Genomic DNA, 17,579 nt, shown 5'->3' with positions numbered 1-17,579 from the left:
GTTATGTCAGGACTTCCGAACGTTGCTGAATGGGTTTTTGGAGCCATTCTTATTTTATCCTCTCTGGGGGTGATTTTGGCGCGTAAGCCTATCTACGCAAGCCTTTCATTTCTGTTGACCTTATTGGCCCTTGCAGGGTTGTATCAACAACTTTCTGCTCCCTTTATTGCGGTCATGCAGGTTTTAGTGTATGCCGGGGCAATCTTAGTCATCTTCATGTTTGTGATCGTTCTTTTTCAGGACGCCCATGAAAAAATGGAGCGTATTAGAGCAAAAAGTGCCCCCTTTTTGTTATTTGCAGCAGGAGGATTATTTTTATTCACCCTGCTGTTCCTAAGTACGCGCTTTTTTTACCTGACTACCTCCAATGGTCCCCCGGAAGCTGAAGCCTTTGGCTCTGTGGAAACCCTGGGAAAAGCCCTTTATGCCGATTTCTTTTTCCCATTTGAGGCCGTGACTTTACTTTTTTTGATGGCGGTGATTGGGGTTGTGTTTATTGCAAGGAAGGGGGAATGAATGGATATTTTGCTGATTATTTTTATCAGTATGGCCATGTTTTCGATTGGCGTTGTGGGAGTATTGGCTAGGCGCAATGCGCTAATTTTTATTCTCTCTATAGAACTCATGCTTAACGCGGCCAATCTTCTCTTTGTCGCTTTTGCGTATCACTGGGGAAACCAAATTGGCTTAATGTGGGTTTTCTTTGTCTTGGTGGTAGCTGCCGCAGAAGCCGCAGTAGGTTTAGCGATTATGATTCATCTATTTCGCACAAAACAGGGGGTAGATGTGGATCAATTCAATACGTTGAGAGGATAAAATGCCCTATGCCATTTTGATCGGACTTTTTTTACCATTAGTTGGCTTTTTTGTGCTGATGTGTTCCTCTGGCTGCGTGGGGCGCCGTTTGGCAGGGATAATAGCTTGTACGACCCTGTTCATTTCTTTTTTTTGTTTTTCAAGCGCCGTTTACCACTATGTACAAACAGACTTGCAACCTTTTAATATTGAGCTATATCGATGGATCTCTATAGAAAAAGTTCAAGCAGATTTTTCTTTGCACATAGATTCTATCTCCCTCTTAATGACCTTAATTATTACAGGGATAGGGTTTTTAATTCATCTGTACTCGATCGGCTATATGGAGCACGACCACGATTATGCGCGCTATTTTGCCTGCTTAAATCTTTTCGTATTTGCCATGCTGTTGTTAGTTTTGTCGGCAAACCTCCTCCTGTTGTTTATGGGTTGGGAAGGGGTAGGGGTGGCTTCTTACCTTTTGATTGGATTTTGGTATGAAAGCCCTCCAGCTGCTGCTGCGGCCAAAAAAGCCTTTGTGGTGAATAGAATTGGAGATTTAGGTTTATTACTTGGGCTATTATTGACCTTTTATCTTTTTGGAACAAGTGATGTTACGGCAATTTCTAATCGGGTCTCCCAAGGATTTTTGGTAGGAGCCCCCCTTTTATCCGTTTTGACTTTGTTATATTTCGTTGGAGCTATCGGTAAATCGGCTCAACTTCCTTTGCATGTTTGGTTACCGGACGCCATGGAAGGGCCCACGCCTGTTTCGGCTCTCATTCACGCTGCCACGATGGTGACGGCGGGAGTGTACCTCGTCGTGCGACTGAGGCATGTCTTTTTAGCAACCCCCGATACTCTGCATTTAGTGGGGTATGTAGGAGCTACTACTGCCTTATTTGCAGCTTTATGCGCTTTAGCCCAACATGATCTTAAGCGCGTTCTAGCCTACTCTACTGTCAGCCAATTAGGCTATATGTTTTTAGCTTGCGGAACAGGAGCGTTTTATGCAGCGCTGTTTCACTTAACCACGCATGCGTTTGTCAAAGCTCTCCTCTTTCTTTCCGCGGGGAACGTAGTGCATAGGATGCAAGGAAGTACAGATATGCGAAAGATGGGGGGATTATACAAGGTGCTACCTAAAACGGATCTTTTCTTTTTAATAGGCGTATTAGCCTTGTCGGGGATTCCCCCTTTGTCAGCGTTCTTTAGCAAGGACTTAATTTTAGAAAAAGGTTATCTGAGCGGTTTTAAAAAACTATTTTACGTAGGATGGTTGACTTCTCTTTTAACAGCTTTTTACTTAACACGGGCTTATGTCCTGGCCTTCAGGGGAAAAATGTCTGTGGAAGCTAAGGCATTGAAAACGATTAAAGAAGCACCTGCTGTCATGATTTGGCCGGTTGCCTTGCTGGCCTTGCTATCGATATTTGGAGGGTTTTTAGGGTTTGGGGTGGGGGAGCCGGCCCTTTTAGAACATTTCTTGGCAGGGCATGACCCAAGTATGGAAGAGGAAGTATTGCACACAAATCTATTCCGGTCTTTTGAGACATGGTTATCCATTATAGGGGGAATTTTATCAGTGGGTGCAGCTGTCTTTGCTTATACTCGTTATTCAGAGCAGTTAAAAAAAACGCTCCCTTTGTTCAACAAAGCGTTTTATGTCGATACCCTCTATGAAAGAAGCCTGGTCAGACCTTTAAAAGTTTTAGCCCAGTCTACTACCCGTTTTTTTGAACCTCTTGTATTTGGCGGATCGATAAAAATTCTAAGCGGCGGAGTGCAAAGAGGGGCAGGCTATTTACAGAAAATTCAAAGCGGGCAGATCCGTTCCTATGTGGCTTGGATGGTGATAGGAATAGTCATTTTGGTTTTTTACTTAGGATTTTGAAAGATAACATGCAAGCGTTATTGGCGTTATTCTCGATTCCATTTTTGGCTGCAATCTTAATAGTACTGTTGCCAATAGGATATCAAAAATTTTTAAAAAGGGTGGCGTTCCTCTTGGGTTTATTGCCTTTAGGAATGTTACTTTATCATGGGGCACATTTGAATGGCTCTTCTGTTCAGCTTCCCTGGTTGCAGCCCCTTTCGATTGAATTCTATTTACGGGTGGATACGTTGTCGCTGCTCTTTCTTTATTTAACAGCGGTGATTATTCCTGTGGCGATCCTATCGGCTTGGGGCGAACTCCCTTTTCCCAAAATTTTTTATGCCTTGGTTTTAATTTTACAAGGTCTCCTCATCGGATTTTTTACAGCGAGAGATTTAGCTCTTTTTACCATCTTTTGGGAAGCAATGCTTATCCCTCTTTATTTGATGATTAACTTATGGGGAGGGCCGCATGGCCAATCTGCCGCTCTTAGGTTTTTGGTTTACATGATTGCGGGCTCGGCTTTCATGATTTTAGCTGTTTTAGCGCTTTATTTTAGTTCATCTTCAAGTGGCCCTGCGACTTTTAATTTAGATGCTCTGACTAAAATTGCCCCCAATCTTCCTTATGCCTCAGGATTATGTGCCATTTTTCTTTTAGCTTTTTCGGTTAAAACGCCCCTTTTTCCCTTTCATGCTTGGCAGCCGGATGCCTATTGCCAAGCTTCAACTTCAGGCACCATTCTTCTTTCCTCGTTACTTTCAAAAGCAGGGATTTATGGAATTTTGCGAGTAAGTTATGGTTTGTTTCCCACCATCATGCAACAATGGAATCCTTGCTTATTAGGATTGGCGCTTGTCGGAGTAGTTTACGGTGGCTTGGCGGCTTGGCGGCAGCAAGATTTCAAACGTTTAATCGCTTATTCTAGCCTTTCACACGTCAATTTTATTCTAGCTGGGCTTTTTATCTGGAGCTCATCCTCCCAAACTGGAGCGATTTTACAAGCTTTAAACCACGGAGTAACGATTGCGGGGCTTTTTCTGGTCATTGGATGGCTAGAGGAAAGAGTGGGTACAACCTCTATGCGTGAAATCAGCGGATTGGCAAAATATTTTCCCCAGCTTTGTTGGATCACTTTGATGTTTGTTTTAGCGTCCGTTGCTTTACCGGGAACAAATAATTTCATAGGGGAATTGCTTATTCTCTATGGATTGTTTAGCCAAAATGCTGGGTTAGCTGGTTTTTTAAGCTTGGCTATCGTTTTATCGGTAACTTATATGCTCCGTTTTATGCAAAAGGTATACTTTGAAAATCCAACCCCTCTTAAACAAACGGGAAAGGATGTGTCAGGCAAGCAAATGGCAGTAGCTTTTCCTCTTATTGCCTTGATCTTGTGGATTGGTCTTTATCCAGACCCTTTGTTAAAACAAATTGAATCGATTTCACCTATGTCCCTACTCACTAAATCGCAGGAGGCTCCATGAATACGGCGCTGCACTTTGCTGATTTCGCTTCGATCAGCCCCTTGCCGATCTTATTAATAGGAGCACTTTTATTAATTCTTATCGAAAGTTTTTCAGAATCACTATCCAGAAAAGGGGCTTTTGGTTTCTCTATAGCAGTGATCCTAGCAGCCCTTTGGGCTACTTTTAAAGCACCTTTTGAGGGGCATCCCTTGTTGTCCGCTTGGCTGCAGTTTGATGCCATCGGACGCTACTTTACCACCTTATTTTTAGGGATTGGCCTTGGCGTGGCTTGTTTGTCTGCTACTTTTTTTCAACGCGTTGAAAGTTCGAGAGGAGAATTTTACTTTTTGCTGATTTCCTCTCTTTTCGGGTTGGTTTTAATTACAACCGCGGTGGACTTTTTAGTGCTGTTTTTAGGATTAGAAACCCTTTCCATTGCTCTTTATATTTTATGTGGCTATAGGAAGAAATGCTCCCTTTCTCAAGAAGCTTCCCTCAAGTATTTTTTAATGGGGTCGATTGCTGCAGCCGTTCTTCTTTATGGAATAGCTTTGATTTATGGGGCGATAGGGACCACCCATTTTAACGCCTTATTGCCGGGCTATCGAGGATTGCATTCGGTTACGGATAAAACCCTCTTTCTCAGTGGCATCGCTTTGGTGACGATGGGAATTGCCTTTAAGGCTGCTATCGTGCCTTTCCATCTTTGGGCGCCCGATGTCTATGAAGGAGCTTCTACGCCTGTGACAGCCTTTATGGCAGTCGGAACTAAGGCAGGTGCTTTTGCGGCTTTTGTCCGTCTCTTTTTGGGAGTTTTACCCCAATTTGATCCGGTTTGGAACGACGCGATTGTTTGGTTGGCTTATCTCACCTTAATCTATGCGAATTTTTTAGCATTAAAGCAAACGCATTTGCGCCGGTTTTTTGCTTATTCTGGAATTTCGCATGCCGGATTTTTACTCCTTCCTTTAGTAGCAGGAACTTCCGAATCCCTACCAGCCTTGCTATTTTATTTAGCGATTTATGTGATCGCGACTTTGGGTTGTTTTGCGACGCTTGCTTTATTGGATCGGGCTGATGAAGGGTTTGTGGTAAAAGATTTACAAGGGTTATTTAGGCGATCTCCCCTCTTAGCAGGAAGCTTTATCCTTTGTCTTTTAACTCTCGGAGGGATTCCTCCTACCGTGGGATTTTTTGCCAAATTTTATGTCTTTAAAGTGGCCTTTCAGGCCGGTTATCATGGGCTTGTGGCGATAGGACTTTTGACAACCATCTTATCAGCCTACTATTACTTGCGCATTGTTGCTGTGATGCTGGCAGAAGAGCCTTCCGAAAAGGTATCGATCTTTTATTCTTGGCCAGCAGCAGTCGTGGGCGTTCTTTCATGCGCAGCTATCGTAGTTCTTTCTTGCTATCCAACCCCTTTATTGGCTTGGTTGAACTAGGGCATAGCTTTGGGTCGAGAGAGAATTAGAACTTCGCTTATTCCTACACAAACGGGTGGTGATTAGCTCTCCTAATTTTAAGTGATTTCATAAAATTCCGAATTGTTTTCAACGGTAAATATCTTTCCTATGTCCGACCTCAATGACAAGTATAAGCAAAATTGTGCCCTTGATTGTATAAACGACCCGATAATCCCCACATCCTTCGGGGTGGGGATTATGAGCGAGGGATGAAATGTTTTCACGAATAGCCTTTTGGTCTTTTTTGGGGATCTTTTCAAGGCCCTTTAAATAATTTTTGCTAAATAGTATTTTATACTTTTTCTCCTTCATCTCATCCGGCAAAACTGCTCGCTTCCTCAAAGTCTATATTTTTATCTTCATCAATTTCAAAAAGGCACTCTTGAGCTTTTTTAGCCAATAAACGGTCTTCGTACTCTTCTATTTCGCGGATGAGCAAAATAGAGGCAAACTCTTTCGAAGATATCCCCTTTTTAAAGCACAGCATTTTTAAATAAGAGTAGGGTTCTGTTGGAAACTCGAAATTTAAGCGCACGGTATTTTTCATATCTTCTCTCCTAATTATAGAGTAAATGAAAAATTAACTAGGCTTTTAGCTTGAATTTGAGGAGGCTCTCACCTTACACATGAGCAGTTCTTCAAGGAGTTTTTTTGAAAATCTCCTGGATTGGTTTTCACAATTAACCTGTATTTCAAAGCAAGGTGGTTCGATGAGCTCTTGATCTTCAAAAGTTCCAGCTTGTAATAAGCAACTATTGATGCGAAAAGGCAATTCTTTTAAGAGGGAACAATAGGGTGGATAATTTCTCAAAGCTAGTATTTAGCTTTATCGATTTAAGAAAGCCTTCTATACGGCACCTTTTGTGAAAGGCGTCGCAAATCTTGATTGATGGTAGGTTGTGAATAAACATTCTAAAACGTTGGTTTCTAAAGGTAGATGAGCGTCTTTTCTCTTTTTGGGTTTCAAGATAAGCTTTGATAAAAGTGATTAAAATTATTAGGGTAGCACTACGCTGCCAATAAAATGAGTTGACATATATCTTATTTTAAAAAATATTAACAGCCACTTTTTGCTATTAAAATTATAAATTAGACTAAAGGGTAAAAAATCATGACGCCAACTTTTTCTGAATTTTTTAAATCATTTTATTATTCAAATACTTATGTGCCCCCAGTGGATTTGAGTAAGCAAGGAGTATCAAAACACTTGCTAGAAACAGAAAATCCTGAAGCTGCAGCAACAGCCCAGCGGTTAATCTCTAATCCTGAGGTCCAACAGGTTCTTTCTGAGCCCCTAACTTATGATCTGACGGAGAGAGTTCCAAGAAGGAATGCCATGCTTGAACGGCATGAGTTTAAACTTCTGAGCACTAAATCAACTTTACAAGGTCAGCCGCTTCCTTTTTATAGCGTTCTCGAGCATGAGGACCTACCGGGATGGATAATTAAATCAGGGGCTACCAGGGTTCCAAAAGGGCAATTTACGATGGGGCCTTTTAATGATAGAAATGAAATGGCCTTTTTTACCGATGAAGAAAGCCTTTTAAGAATAAAAATGGCCAATCGAATTGCAAAAGTGGCTCAAGAGGCAAATATTCAAGTCGTCCTTCCTAAGAAGAAACTTGTGGCCTATGCAAATTCGGATGGCGTGACAGAACCCACTAGAAAGTATTGCGTAGTTTGTGAAAAAATCGATATTCTAAGTGCTGAAGACACCTTCCTGACTATTAGAGGGATGGATGCAGTGCACCAAAAGGAAATAGCAAGAAAAATATCGATCATTGTTCAAAAAGCTGGGTTTGTAGACGCTTCTTTTGACAATATTCGCCTAACTCCTGATGGGAAAATTGCCTTTATTGATACTGAGCCGGTTGGCCTCATGGTCGCAAAAAAGTCGGGTTTATGGCATAAACTTTTTGGTCCCAAAGGTGCAAGTGTGGAAAAGTGCGCAAGAATCGGTTTGTGGGGTTTAATGAGGCAATCAGCTGAAAGAGGTCCTGATGGAACATCCCTTGGTAGTGCTAAAGCTGGTCTAGAAGAATTTCATAAGCAGGTGAAAAGTGATTATGAGAAAGCGGTAGTCCCAAAGCTTTCTAAATGGAAAATCACAGTGAGTATTTTTAGCTTGGGCTTGATTCCCTTGGTAAATGCTGTGGTTGCTTTAGTGAAAACTCAATTAACAAAACGAGTCTTTAAAAAGCTTCAGTTAATGGATGCAAAGCTGAAGGAAAAGGTACAGAACTACCTAAAGAAAAAAGTACCAGAAGAATCTTCTTTTTTGAACTTAAACTGTGTTTTTACAAAAAAACAGCAGGAAATTTCGCCTAAGATACAGGAAGCAATGCAAACATTGCAAAATGAAGATTTTGTCAAAGACCATCAGAAAAGACACGAAACAATAGCAAAACAATTTTTTGCCTATATTGAAGGTACGCCATATAAAGAGACAGAGGCCTGTTAAGCTAACAGCATGCCAGTGTTTTAGCCCATCATGCATTTTCACGATGGGCTTTTTTATCTGAACTGCTTGCACAGCCCAAATTAACCCATAGAGGAAAAGGTTCTCTCCGAGTTTTATTGGAGAGCTATTGTCAAATAGTGTGGATGAGCGTTCCCCAATTTCTTGAAATTTCTATGCTATCTGTTCTTTTGCTTTGGCTTTTTCATCAACTTTAAACTTGGTTGTATTGTTAATCTTTTCTGCCCATTTATACCCTCTAGGTTTTCTTCCACGCTTTTCAGCTTTCAGCTGTTATTGTTAGCTTGTATACCTTAGTAAGCGCGCAAATCCTAGATCTGCATCCTTTATGTGTTTTGTACAATGTCTGATTGTGGCAAAGGTTGGCTCTCTAGAAGATTAGTTGTGCGCATATGCCCCAGTACATAGCTGAGAAATCATACAAGGCCATTAAAGCTTCTTCGTACGTTTCTTTAAAACCTTTTTTGTATTTAAATTTATTTCTGGATCATACGTGCTAAAAGTTAAAATTCCTTTAGAAATTTCTGCTACCCCAATTATTGGATCATTAACTCGTTCTCCATGTTTGCCATAGTTAAAAACTATAATTTGAATGTTTTGAAGGGGAAAGGATTTTTTTTATGAGAAGATGGAAATGCAACGATTAACTTGAGAACGACGAGGCTGAATGGTTATGGGGAAGCCTGCTAGAATTCTAAAAGGGCAGCAGCTTAGCATCGCTAATACTTTTGCTTATATCAAAGAAGTACAAGCTACACTAAAAAGCTAGACAGGGGGACTTTTATTTTGTTAAACTTGCGTGCTATGGATGAACATTTTTAAGGAAAGTTTTTATGGCATATGTGAGCACAAACGAGTTTAAGCAAGGGCTTAAAGTGGAAGTAGAAGGACAACCTTATACAATCGTGGCAAATGAATTTGTTAAGCCCGGCAAAGGCCAAGCCTTTAATCGCGTTAAACTTAAGCATTTAATGACAGGGCGCGTGATCGAGCGCACGGTTAAATCGGGAGATAAATTTGAGCTTGCTGACGTGGTAGAATCTGAAATGCGCATGCTCTACAAAGAGTCTGATGGCGTTGTTTTCATGGATGATAAAACGTTTGAACAAATTAAGATTTCTAACCAAAACATTGGCGAGACAATGGATTGGCTGATGGAAGATATTGTTTATGAGATTATTTTCTATAAAGGAGAGCCCGTCACGGTAGAGCCTCCCACTTTCATGGAAATGGAAATTGTGGAAACTTCACCGGGTGTGCGCGGTGATACTTCAGGCAGAGTTTTAAAACCAGCTGTAACAGCAAGCGGAGCCAAAGTACAAGTCCCCATTTTCATCGAGCAAGGTGAAATTGTGAAAATTGACACCCGCACTGGCGAGTATGTTTCTCGGGCATCTTCTTAGACGAGTGCCATGCATAAACTTGCCCTTCTCAAAGACCGCGCTCAAATGTTAGCAAAAGCGCGCCATTTTTTCTCTCAGCGAGGAATTCTAGAAGTTGATTGCCCCATGATTAGTCGATATGCTGCTGTGGATGAGCATATCGACTTAATTCCTGTGCAATATATGGGAACAGATCGCAGATATTTACACTCCTCTCCAGAATATGGGATGAAGCGCTTAATGGTGGAGGGGATGGGGGATATTTACCAGCTTTCGCATGTTTTCCGCGATGGAGAGTATGGACGTAAACATAATCCAGAATTCATGATGGCCGAATGGTACCGTTTAGGCTTTTCTTTCGATCAAATGATCGTCGAGACGGTTGATTTTATCCGTCTTTTTCTAGGGGACATTCCCTTTACTTCGATGACCTATCGAGAAGTTTTTCAACATTTTGCCAGCTTCGATTACCTGCAAGTCACGACAGAAGAATTGCGCCAATATATCCAGGATGCAGGCATTGATCACATCCATTCTATAGCAGGTGAAGATAAAGATGGATTGCTCAATATTATTCTTGGCTTAGTGGTAGAGCCTCAGCTAGGACGCAATGGCTTATTTGTGCTTTCCCATTATCCCGCCTCGCAAGCAGCTTTAGCCCAAACAGTGAGATATGGCGATGAGCACGTTGCAGAGCGGTTTGAGGTGTATTTTGAAGGCGTAGAGCTTGCGAATGGCTACCATGAGTTAGCAAATGCTCAAGAGCAAAAAAAACGGTTGATGGAAGCCAATACACATCGTGAAAAGCTCTTAGGAAAAGAATCTTTGCCTATTGATGAGCATTTTTTAGCTGCCTTAGAAAAAGGCTTGCCCGAGTGTTGTGGAGTAGCGGTTGGCTTTGATCGACTGATGATGTTGAGGCATCGATGCCTCTCCCTTGCTGAAGTTATTCCTTTTGATTGGAACTTAGCTTAGTTTTAGGCGCGGCTCCTCCCTCTTCCAAATGAAATTTATGCAAGAAGCGGTGAAAAAGGGGCGCAAATATAAGACTTAGAGCAAAAATGAAGGTTAAGCCACTATAAAGGGCATAAAAACCCGCAAATAATTTTCCGCCTGCTGTTTGGAGGGAGCCTAATGGCCCCATTCCTGATAAGATCATGGAGGCATTTGCAAAAGCGTCGATCCACGGCATCTTTTCAAAGTGGCGATAGCCCAGCATCCCTATCATTAAAGAGAAGCCAATAAAACTCATGGCCCATCCAAGGTTACGCAGTAGACGTCGATAAAAGGCTCTAGGGGGTAAAAGAGGAGAATTGGCACGTTCGTACATAAAAATCTTTAAAAAGCGCTTTGACTTCCCGAGGCTCTGACAATCACGCGTGCCAGCTGGTTGGGGATATAAGGATATGGCAAAATTTCTAAATCCACGACTTTAATGGTTTTAAAATCGGCTCCTTTTTGGATGGCTAGCTGAATGGCCTGTTGCCGCAAAGCTTCCAGCGTTTTCTCCCTTTCGGACAATGAAACCACGGTATCAACTGTGGCAGAAATTTCAGCCAATGCTGCTCCAAAGGCGTTAGCCACATTGGCATAAGGAGGAATAACGCAGCGTCCACCTAAAAGATTTTTAGGAAGTAGAGAAGCTCCTCCTCCAATCATGACGATAGGGAGGGAACGTTCTTCTGGGCTGATAGTGGAAATGAGGTCATAAATTTTTCTTAAGGCTTCATCCATCACTAATTTACACCCCCGGTGAGAGAGAGTCACATTTTTAGGGCGTGCGCCCGGAATCTCTAAATGGCCAAGTGCTAAAGCGATATCTGTTAATGTCAGTTGCTTTCCCCCAAATGAGACTGATTCAATAAAGGTACGGTTGCCACAGCTTTTAGAATCAAGTTCGAACTTGTTGCGCTCAATCCTCACCTGGCTTCCCCCTCCTAAGGCGATGGAGCACACATCAGGAATAGAGAAATTCAAACTAATTCCCCCAATTTTTGAATTATTTAAGCATTGTCTTGGAATCCCCCGGCGAATCACCCCAATATCAGTAGAAGTTCCCCCAATGTCAATCACAATGGCATCTTCAAGTTGGGCAAGTCTTGCCCCACCAATGAATGAATTTGTCGGGCCGGCAGAAATGGTTAAGACGGGATATTCAATGGCATGGGCTAAATCCAAAATGCTACCATTATTTTGAGTGACCCAAATAGGACAAGCAATGCCTAAATCGCTGCATGTAGCCACCAGATTTTTAAAAACGTTAGACATGACAGATTTCAAAGCCGCATTCAAAATAGTGGAATTCTCTCGTTCAATGAACCCCGCTCCGCCAATCTGATGAGACAAGGAAATAGGAATTTTTCCTTTGGTCACTTCTTGGCTAATCTCTTTAGCTAGCAACTCGTGACAGGGATTGAGCGAGGCAAAGACCCCCACAATCGCCAAGCTTTCCATTTTTTGTTTTTGAAGGTTTTCGACAGCTTTACGAATTTGAGGAGGGTTAATAGGGGTAATAAGGTCTCCATGGCATTCAAAACCTCCATCCACTGTTTCGGTTCCAACATAGAGGGTATCGCGCAAATCTTTAGGCCAAGAAAAGCAAGAAGGGAGGGATTGGGGGTGATGGCCCGCAATGCGGATGACGCCTACTCGGCTCAGATTATGTCTTTGGTGGATCGCATTAACGGCTTGCGTGGTTCCCAAAAAAATCCCTGAAATCTCTTCTCCCTTAATTTTGGTGTCTTGCATGATTTGCTTAAGCCCCGTCCGAATGCCATCATTGACTTCATGGGTTGTGGCAACCTTGGTGTAAGCGGCGATTTTTGTTTCAGAATTGACAAGCACCACATCTGTATTTGTTCCACCTATGTCAATCCCGATTTTGTATCTTTGTTTTTTCATAGAAATTTTCTCAAGTTAATGACAAGACTTTTTGTCTACTTTTTTGAATAGGTAAATAATCTGTTTCATAGCCAAAATAACGGGGTCCTACTACGGCGAGGCCTTGCTTAGTTGTCCAAATGGAAGGGGAGGGGAGGACTATGAGATCGACTTTTAATCCAAACCGAAGCGATTCGCTTGTAATAGGCTCTCCCGTTTCTTGCTCCATGAGCATAATAATATCGGGGGTGGTAGCTAGAATTTTGCCATTGCATTTAGCGAGCAAATATTCATTTTGGAAACAGATTTCCAGCCGGTCATTTTTATTTTGAATGGCGACGCTACCTTTTAGAAATCCTTTAGAAATGGTCCGGTCAATATCGGTAATTTTGCCTGTACCGATACAAAGGCCTTTACACAAATTCAAAACAGCTTCTAACGGATCTGTTCCTTTGGCTTTGGCCTCACGATGGGCTTTTCCAATGGAAAGAGCCCGCGACATGCTTTTATGAATGACACATTTTTCTGCTTCTTGGGCTGTCATGGGTCGATCGGCAAAAAGTCCCCAAGATCCCATGGAAATAGTGATCTGGCGGGCAATTTTCTCCAGTGTTAAAGAATTTTGAGCATTGATGATGACTGAATTGCCCAGGCAATCGGAAATAAAGGCTGGAGCCGGAGGAAGTCCTAATAAGCGGTTTGAGCACATTTGAACTTCGGGAAAAGCTCTTCCCATAAGATCTGCATCTAAGACAGGAAGGCCTAGCTGGTTCCCAATCATGACAGGCACAAAAGCATTGCTCCCCGCGGCTTCGCATGGCATGAGCACTGTTACCTTTCTACCTGTCGCGGTTTCTACATCACGAATAAGAGAGACATACTCACGTCCTGTAGGGAATTTTTCTGTCTCAACCAAAGGAGCTCCAATCATTCCCAGGGGAAGAATAAAATCGTCTGGTTTTAGCTCAGAGGTTTTAATAATTGAAACAGGTCCCAATTTTTCCATCAGGTAGTTTGCCATCATGTAAAAGTAGGCGGGATCTCCCCCGCCGCCAGATCCTAAAATAGCACTCCCGATGGCGAGATCGTCGAGTTGATCAACTGTAAGCTTTTTCATGCTGCTTTCCGCTTAATAAAATTAAAAATGTTCCTAAATGGGCTGCAATAGCTGCATCGATAGCTGAAACAGAGGAGATCGCAAAGCCATTCATGCTTAAGATACCGGCTACAGTGCCGATAAACCAAGCTGCAAAATGCCACGGGTAATCTTTAGAGGTAATAGCTTGTCCGGAAATTAACAAGATCAGATAGCGCGTAATAATGACAGCACCCATGCTTGTCACCACCACTCCCATCACTTCTAAAACAAGGTTTAAATGAGTAAGCAAATCAAAATTGGCTAGTAAAGTTCCAAGCAAGCCCACTATTAATATCGTGCTGTTAAAGGGATAATCAAGTTTTGGAAAAATAGAGCGAGCGCTAGTGGAGCCTGAATAGAGATTCATATTATTGGTGGTCCATCCAGCTAAAATGAGAAATAGGGATACCCAGAGATTCCACACAGGCCCATTGTATCTTTTAAGAACATCGATAATGGTTCCTGTTTTGCCTGCGGCTAGGTAGACGCCGATGATTTCCAACATTGGCATGGTAAGGACAAAAATAATCAGGATGCTAATCATTCCATCTTTTGAGGAGCGAGCGTGGCGCATAAAGGTGGGGAGGTCGATCACATACACAATCGCCATACCCATAACGGTAGAGATGGCGGCAAAAGTAAAAGGAAGATGGTTGGTTTGGGTTGTGTCTGCCTCAGCTGTAAACCAAGCATATCCCAAGGTTAAAAGAAGTAAAGGCATGCTGATATTGCTGATAATTTCCATGGCTCGAATTCCATAAAAAACAACAAAAGTGATTAAGAGCCCAAAAATTGTATTTGCCATAAATTCAAGGAGACGATTTTCAGGAGAAATACCAAAAATATCGAGGAAGCTTAAACTCATCACTTTCAGTTGAACAGAAAACCATACTAAAGAGGAAATAGACATGGTCAAGGCAAAAAAAGAAACCCCTTTTTTACCGAAATATTCAATCGCATTTTCCATCGTGGTTTTTCGATTATTGCAGGTCATATGAGTAATGACGACAGCCATCAGCAAAAGGATAGCATTGCCTAAAAGAATTCCACCAATAGCGGAAGCAAAGCCATATTGTTGATTTAAAGTGTGACCTATCATAATCATCGGGAGGCATACCACGCCTCCAATTTGGATACTAGATAATTTCCACCAGTTTTGTTGTTCGATCATAATCCGCCTATTTTTTTAAAGGGTTTACTTTGATTAACGTATTCAGAACATTCCTGCTGAGTTGTTTGAATTTCTTTACAGCAAAATTTTGCTTTAGGTCGTTAAAGTTCATTTCAAAAGACAACAAATGATTAAAATTTTTAATAAAAAACTGTATGGCAGTAAATCAGATTGAGTCTTACTAGTCAATTAAAAATAAGAGAAATTTTTGAAGGAGGGTTTAGAAAAAGGAAATTAAAATGATTTAAGAACCTTATTAAAAATAAAAATTTAATTATTTTTCTGCTTAATTGCGGTTTAAGATTGACTCTCATCGGACGATAAAAGTAGTATGGGGGCTTATATCTTTTACTATCCACTACAATGAGCATTTTCAAGATGAACAATTCTTTCAAAAATGTTCCCGTATTTATCCTTTGCGGAGGTTTGGGAACCCGCATAAAAGAAGAAACTGAATTCAGGCCCAAACCCATGGTTCCCATTGGAAACTATCCCATTTTATGGCATATCATGCACACCTATAGCTGCCATGGATTTAAAAAATTTATTTTATGCGCGGGATTTAAATCGGAAGTGATTAAATCCTATTTTTTGAATTATGCCTCGATGAACAGCGATTTTACTGTCGATTTAAAATCAAATCACCTGACTGTTCACTCTATAGATCACGAAGAAGATTGGGAAGTAACGGTTGCCTATACTGGCGAGAAGACCATGACAGGTGGGCGCGTGGCTATAGCCGCTGAAAAATATTTGTTAGATGCCGAACATGCGGCAGTAACTTATGGAGACGCTTTGACAGATGCGAATCTAAGAATGGAATATGAGTTTCATTGTTCACATGGGAATATTGGAACAGTTTTAGGAGTTAATCCTCCTTCTCGATTTGGCGAAATTCGCTTAAATGGAGACAATGTGGCTGAATTTTCTGAAAAACCGGAATTTAAAGAAAAGTGGATTAACGGAGGCTTTTTTTTCTTTAAAAAGGAATTTTTTAGCCGTTATTTGAACAAAGATGAAACCTGTGTGCTAGAAAGGCAACCGCTTGTCGATCTCGCTAAGGATGGGGAATTAAACATGTATCGGCATCGCGGATTTTGGGCATGCATGGATACGCAGCGGGAGCGGGATTATTTGAATGAGCTTTGGGCTTCTGGGCATGCTCCCTGGATTCGCACGCTTCCCTTTGTGGAGAGGGGCACAGTTTCCAATCGGGTATTAAAGGATAAAGTGCAATGATCGATGACTTTAAAAACACACTTAGAGGCCTACCCGTTCTAGTGACAGGACATACCGGCTTTAAAGGTTCTTGGCTTTCCATTTGGTTGCAAGCATTAGGGGCAAAAGTGATCGGGTATAGTTTACCTGCGCCTACCCAGCCAAGTCATTTTTCAGTGACAAATTTAGGTCAAAAAATCGTGCATGTGACAGGAGATGTCTGCAATTACGAAAAAATTTACGACACGATTCAGGAGCATCAACCCCTCTTTGTATTCCATTTAGCGGCGCAATCGCTTGTTTTAAAATCTTATGCAGATCCCAAAGAGACATTCGATGTGAATGTGGGGGGAACTGTCAATGTATTGGAAGCAGTGCGAAAAAGTGATTGTGTGAAAGGGTGCTTAGTGATCACGACCGATAAATGTTATGAAAACAAAGAATGGGTTTGGGGATATCGGGAAAATGATCGATTAGGAGGAAAAGATCCTTATAGCGCAAGTAAAGCAATGGCTGAGCTTGCCACACAAGCTTACCGCTCCTCCTTTTTCGAGTCCTCTAAAGCGATCGCCTCTGCCAGAGCGGGAAATGTGATTGGGGGAGGCGATTTTTCAGATTTCCGCCTTGTGCCAGATTGCATGAAAGCTCTGATGAATAAGAAATTAATTGAAGTCAGAAACCCTTACAGCGTGCGTCCATGGCTACATGTTTTAGATGCTCTGAGTGGATATTTATGTCTTGCTCAAAATTTATTGACACAGGGACAAGCCTTTGCTGAAGCATGGAATTTCGGCCCATTAGAACAGCAGGGGGTTTCCGTAGAAGCGCTTGTGCAAAAAGCTGTTGACTATTGGGGAGAAGGGGGATGGATCAATTTGGAAGCGCCTAATCAAAAAAAGGAAATGAATCTTTTGCGCCTTAACTGGGAGCACGCCGCACACCGCTTAAAATGGAGTCCTGTGTATGGTTGGCAAGAGGCATTAAAAGATACAGTCAATTGGTTTAAATCTTTCCAAAAATTTTCCCTGGAAGGGGAGTATGAAAAGATCTTTCAGTTGACCCTGGAGCATATCCAAGAATATTGCTTGCAAGCCCAAAAGCGCAAATTAGGGTGGGCGGAATCCAAAAATCAGCAAGCTGTGGAGGAATAGTGGAATTTATACCCACACCCCTGGAAGGGGCTTTTATGATTGATTTAAATAAATTCGGAGATGAGCGGGGATTTTTTGCTCGCCTTTTTTGCCAAAAAGAATTTGCTCGGCATGGTTTAGAGTCGGGTATTGTGCAGGTGAATAATTCTTTCAGTGCTAAAAAAGGAACCTTGCGAGGCTTGCATTATCAACTTGCTCCTTATGAGGAAACAAAGCTGGTGCGCTGCATTCAAGGAGCCCTATACGATGTGATCGTGGATTTGCGCGTTGATTCGCCAACTTTTAAAAAAGCTTTTGGAGCCGTATTGTCTTCTGAAAATCGCTTAATGATGTATGTGCCAAAAGGATTTGCCCATGGTTTTATGACGCTAGAGCCCGATTCAGAAATCATGTATTTTGTTTCTCAATTTTATTCCCAAGAGTATGAAAGAGGTGTGCGGTGGGATGATCCAGCCTTTGCGATTGGTTGGCCTGCAGCGCCCGCCCTTATTTCAGAGCGGGATAAGAACCATCCAGACTTTGATTTGAGTGAGCATTTAAATAAGGTGGCCAGGTAG

General features: G+C 41.9%; 17 protein-coding genes. 11 read left to right on the top strand and 6 right to left on the bottom strand.

From position 1 onward, the window contains the following. Positions 1 to 3 precede the first annotated feature (3 nt). The 5 genes from PARA125_RS01565 to PARA125_RS01545 are packed head-to-tail and all read left to right on the top strand — an operon-like array spanning position 4 to position 5,582. Complete coding sequence (locus PARA125_RS01565; protein WP_213156973.1) at positions 4 to 516, top strand: NADH-quinone oxidoreductase subunit J family protein; 513 nt, start codon at positions 4 to 6, stop codon at positions 514 to 516. Continuing rightward, on the top strand, positions 517 to 816 hold the full coding sequence (gene nuoK / locus PARA125_RS01560) for an NADH-quinone oxidoreductase subunit NuoK (protein ID WP_213156972.1): 300 nt from the start codon (positions 517 to 519) through the stop codon (positions 814 to 816). Position 817: 1 nt separating this feature from the next. Then, a complete protein-coding gene (gene nuoL, locus PARA125_RS01555; protein ID WP_213156971.1) occupies positions 818 to 2,689 on the top strand; it encodes an NADH-quinone oxidoreductase subunit L in 1,872 nt (623 codons plus the stop codon). Between the two features lie 8 nt (positions 2,690 to 2,697). Beyond that, positions 2,698 to 4,155, top strand: a complete 1,458-nt coding sequence (locus tag PARA125_RS01550) for a complex I subunit 4 family protein (protein WP_213156970.1) — start codon at positions 2,698 to 2,700, stop codon at positions 4,153 to 4,155. Then, positions 4,152 to 5,582, top strand: a complete 1,431-nt coding sequence (locus PARA125_RS01545; protein ID WP_213156969.1) for an NADH-quinone oxidoreductase subunit N — start codon at positions 4,152 to 4,154, stop codon at positions 5,580 to 5,582. Before PARA125_RS01550 ends, PARA125_RS01545 begins: the two co-directional genes overlap by 4 nt. Before the next feature lie 108 nt (positions 5,583 to 5,690). Here PARA125_RS01545 and PARA125_RS10045 read toward each other — a convergent pair whose 3' ends face one another. After that, the gene (locus PARA125_RS10045) at positions 5,691 to 5,915 is read right to left on the bottom strand and encodes a type II toxin-antitoxin system RelE family toxin (RefSeq protein ID WP_349305663.1); all 225 of its coding nucleotides are present in this window, start codon (positions 5,913 to 5,915) and stop codon (positions 5,691 to 5,693) included. A gap of 1 nt (position 5,916) precedes the next feature. Next, positions 5,917 to 6,150 (bottom strand): hypothetical protein, encoded by a 234-nt coding sequence (locus PARA125_RS01535; RefSeq protein WP_213156967.1) that lies wholly within the window; start codon positions 6,148 to 6,150, stop codon positions 5,917 to 5,919. 564 nt (positions 6,151 to 6,714) lie between these two features. Between PARA125_RS01535 and PARA125_RS01530 the strand changes: the two genes are divergently transcribed. The 3 genes from PARA125_RS01530 to epmA all read left to right on the top strand — a co-directional run bounded on the left by PARA125_RS01530 (position 6,715) and on the right by epmA (position 10,439). Further along, positions 6,715 to 8,064 (top strand): hypothetical protein, encoded by a 1,350-nt coding sequence (locus tag PARA125_RS01530; RefSeq protein ID WP_213156966.1) that lies wholly within the window; start codon positions 6,715 to 6,717, stop codon positions 8,062 to 8,064. Positions 8,065 to 8,915: 851 nt separating this feature from the next. Beyond that, positions 8,916 to 9,485, top strand: coding sequence for an elongation factor P (efp, locus tag PARA125_RS01525; protein WP_213156965.1), 570 nt, complete (start codon positions 8,916 to 8,918; stop codon positions 9,483 to 9,485). A gap of 9 nt (positions 9,486 to 9,494) precedes the next feature. After that, positions 9,495 to 10,439, top strand: coding sequence for an EF-P lysine aminoacylase EpmA (gene epmA, locus PARA125_RS01520; RefSeq protein WP_213156964.1), 945 nt, complete (start codon positions 9,495 to 9,497; stop codon positions 10,437 to 10,439). On the opposite strand, the gene PARA125_RS01515 is transcribed toward epmA, so the two are convergent. The 4 genes from PARA125_RS01515 to PARA125_RS01500 all read right to left on the bottom strand — a co-directional run bounded on the left by PARA125_RS01515 (position 10,411) and on the right by PARA125_RS01500 (position 14,653). Then, the gene (locus PARA125_RS01515; protein WP_249274110.1) at positions 10,411 to 10,716 is read right to left on the bottom strand and encodes a hypothetical protein; all 306 of its coding nucleotides are present in this window, start codon (positions 10,714 to 10,716) and stop codon (positions 10,411 to 10,413) included. The genes epmA and PARA125_RS01515 overlap by 29 nt on opposite strands. 86 nt (positions 10,717 to 10,802) lie before the next feature. Continuing rightward, positions 10,803 to 12,365, bottom strand: coding sequence for a hydantoinase/oxoprolinase N-terminal domain-containing protein (locus PARA125_RS01510; RefSeq protein WP_213156963.1), 1,563 nt, complete (start codon positions 12,363 to 12,365; stop codon positions 10,803 to 10,805). Positions 12,366 to 12,375: 10 nt separating this feature from the next. Further along, positions 12,376 to 13,461 carry an S-methyl thiohydantoin desulfurase family protein gene (locus tag PARA125_RS01505; RefSeq protein WP_213156962.1) on the bottom strand — a complete coding sequence of 362 codons (1,086 nt, stop codon included), beginning with the start codon at positions 13,459 to 13,461 and terminating at the stop codon, positions 12,376 to 12,378. Further along, positions 13,442 to 14,653: a purine-cytosine permease family protein gene (locus PARA125_RS01500; protein ID WP_213156961.1), complete on the bottom strand. Its 1,212-nt coding sequence runs from the start codon at positions 14,651 to 14,653 to the stop codon at positions 13,442 to 13,444. The genes PARA125_RS01505 and PARA125_RS01500 overlap by 20 nt, the downstream gene beginning before the upstream one ends. Positions 14,654 to 15,031: 378 nt before the next feature. On the opposite strand from PARA125_RS01500, the gene PARA125_RS01495 reads away from it, so the two are divergent. The 3 genes from PARA125_RS01495 to rfbC are packed head-to-tail and all read left to right on the top strand — an operon-like array spanning position 15,032 to position 17,579. Continuing rightward, positions 15,032 to 15,892, top strand: a complete 861-nt coding sequence (locus PARA125_RS01495; protein WP_213156960.1) for a sugar phosphate nucleotidyltransferase — start codon at positions 15,032 to 15,034, stop codon at positions 15,890 to 15,892. Beyond that, positions 15,889 to 17,022: a CDP-glucose 4,6-dehydratase gene (gene rfbG / locus PARA125_RS01490; RefSeq protein WP_213156959.1), complete on the top strand. Its 1,134-nt coding sequence runs from the start codon at positions 15,889 to 15,891 to the stop codon at positions 17,020 to 17,022. Before PARA125_RS01495 ends, rfbG begins: the two co-directional genes overlap by 4 nt. Next, on the top strand, positions 17,022 to 17,579 hold the full coding sequence (rfbC, locus tag PARA125_RS01485) for a dTDP-4-dehydrorhamnose 3,5-epimerase (RefSeq protein ID WP_213156958.1): 558 nt from the start codon (positions 17,022 to 17,024) through the stop codon (positions 17,577 to 17,579). The genes rfbG and rfbC overlap by 1 nt, the downstream gene beginning before the upstream one ends.

The organism is Parachlamydia sp. AcF125 (assembly GCF_018342475.1).
Classification (GTDB): Bacteria; Chlamydiota; Chlamydiia; order Chlamydiales; family Parachlamydiaceae; genus Parachlamydia.
The sequence above is the reverse complement of the archived record's forward strand: the minus strand, read 5'-3'. Positions and strand labels throughout refer to the sequence as shown.

Bases quoted from the DNA above. Each gene is read 5' to 3' on its own strand.
- PARA125_RS01565 (WP_213156973.1), top strand. From the start codon at position 4: ATGTCAGGACTTCCGAACGTTGCTGAATGGGTTTTTGGAGCCATTCTT.
- nuoK (WP_213156972.1), top strand. From the start codon at position 517: ATGGATATTTTGCTGATTATTTTTATCAGTATGGCCATGTTTTCGATT.
- nuoL (WP_213156971.1), top strand. From the start codon at position 818: ATGCCCTATGCCATTTTGATCGGACTTTTTTTACCATTAGTTGGCTTT.
- PARA125_RS01550 (WP_213156970.1), top strand. From the start codon at position 2,698: ATGCAAGCGTTATTGGCGTTATTCTCGATTCCATTTTTGGCTGCAATC.
- PARA125_RS01545 (WP_213156969.1), top strand. From the start codon at position 4,152: ATGAATACGGCGCTGCACTTTGCTGATTTCGCTTCGATCAGCCCCTTG.
- PARA125_RS10045 (WP_349305663.1), bottom strand. From the start codon at position 5,915: ATGAAGGAGAAAAAGTATAAAATACTATTTAGCAAAAATTATTTAAAG.
- PARA125_RS01535 (WP_213156967.1), bottom strand. From the start codon at position 6,150: ATGAAAAATACCGTGCGCTTAAATTTCGAGTTTCCAACAGAACCCTAC.
- PARA125_RS01530 (WP_213156966.1), top strand. From the start codon at position 6,715: ATGACGCCAACTTTTTCTGAATTTTTTAAATCATTTTATTATTCAAAT.
- efp (WP_213156965.1), top strand. From the start codon at position 8,916: ATGGCATATGTGAGCACAAACGAGTTTAAGCAAGGGCTTAAAGTGGAA.
- epmA (WP_213156964.1), top strand. From the start codon at position 9,495: ATGCATAAACTTGCCCTTCTCAAAGACCGCGCTCAAATGTTAGCAAAA.
- PARA125_RS01515 (WP_249274110.1), bottom strand. From the start codon at position 10,716: ATGAGTTTTATTGGCTTCTCTTTAATGATAGGGATGCTGGGCTATCGC.
- PARA125_RS01510 (WP_213156963.1), bottom strand. From the start codon at position 12,365: ATGAAAAAACAAAGATACAAAATCGGGATTGACATAGGTGGAACAAAT.
- PARA125_RS01505 (WP_213156962.1), bottom strand. From the start codon at position 13,461: ATGAAAAAGCTTACAGTTGATCAACTCGACGATCTCGCCATCGGGAGT.
- PARA125_RS01500 (WP_213156961.1), bottom strand. From the start codon at position 14,653: ATGATCGAACAACAAAACTGGTGGAAATTATCTAGTATCCAAATTGGA.
- PARA125_RS01495 (WP_213156960.1), top strand. From the start codon at position 15,032: ATGAACAATTCTTTCAAAAATGTTCCCGTATTTATCCTTTGCGGAGGT.
- rfbG (WP_213156959.1), top strand. From the start codon at position 15,889: ATGATCGATGACTTTAAAAACACACTTAGAGGCCTACCCGTTCTAGTG.